At 53.5% G+C, this 635-nt stretch carries 1 rRNA gene; it reads left to right on the forward strand.

The annotated features are described in order from the left end of the window. Window positions 1-635: ribosomal RNA gene (locus OFY01_RS18625) — 23S ribosomal RNA — on the forward strand; the annotation flags it as partial.

The raw sequence follows: 635 nt of genomic DNA on the forward strand, positions 1-635 counted from the left end.
GCGAATGATTAGAGGCATTGGGGCCGAAACGACCTCAACCTATTCTCAAACTTTAAATGGGTGAGTACTCCGGCTTACTCGGACGATGAAGCCGGAGATCTGATGACGGTGCCAAGTGGGCCAATTTTGGTAAGCAGAACTGGCGATGCGGGATGAACCGAACGCGAGGTTAAGGTGCCAGAGTAGACGCTCATCAGACACCACAAAAGGTGTTAGTACATCTTGACAGCAGGACGGTGGCCATGGAAGTCGGAATCCGCTAAGGACTGTGTAACAACTCACCTGCCGAATGTACTAGCCCTGAAAATGGATGGCGCTCAAGCGTCTCACCCATACCTCGCCCTCAGGGTAGAAACGATGCCCTGAGGAGTAGGCGGACGTGGAGGTCAGTGACGAAGCCTAGGGCGTGAGCCCGGGTTGAACGGCCTCTAGTGCAGATCTTGGTGGTAGTAGCAAATACTTCAATGAGAACTTGAAGGACCGAAGTGGGGAAAGGTTCCATGTGAACAGCGGTTGGACATGGGTTAGTCGATCCTAAGCCATAGGGAAGCTCCGTTTCAAAGGTGCACTTTGCACCGTCTGGCGAAAGGGAAGCCGGTCAATATTCCGGCACCTGGATGTGGGTTTTGCGCGGC

The sequence above is a fragment of the Streptomyces beihaiensis genome (assembly GCF_026274175.1).
Lineage (GTDB): Bacteria > Actinomycetota > Actinomycetes > Streptomycetales > Streptomycetaceae > Streptomyces > Streptomyces beihaiensis.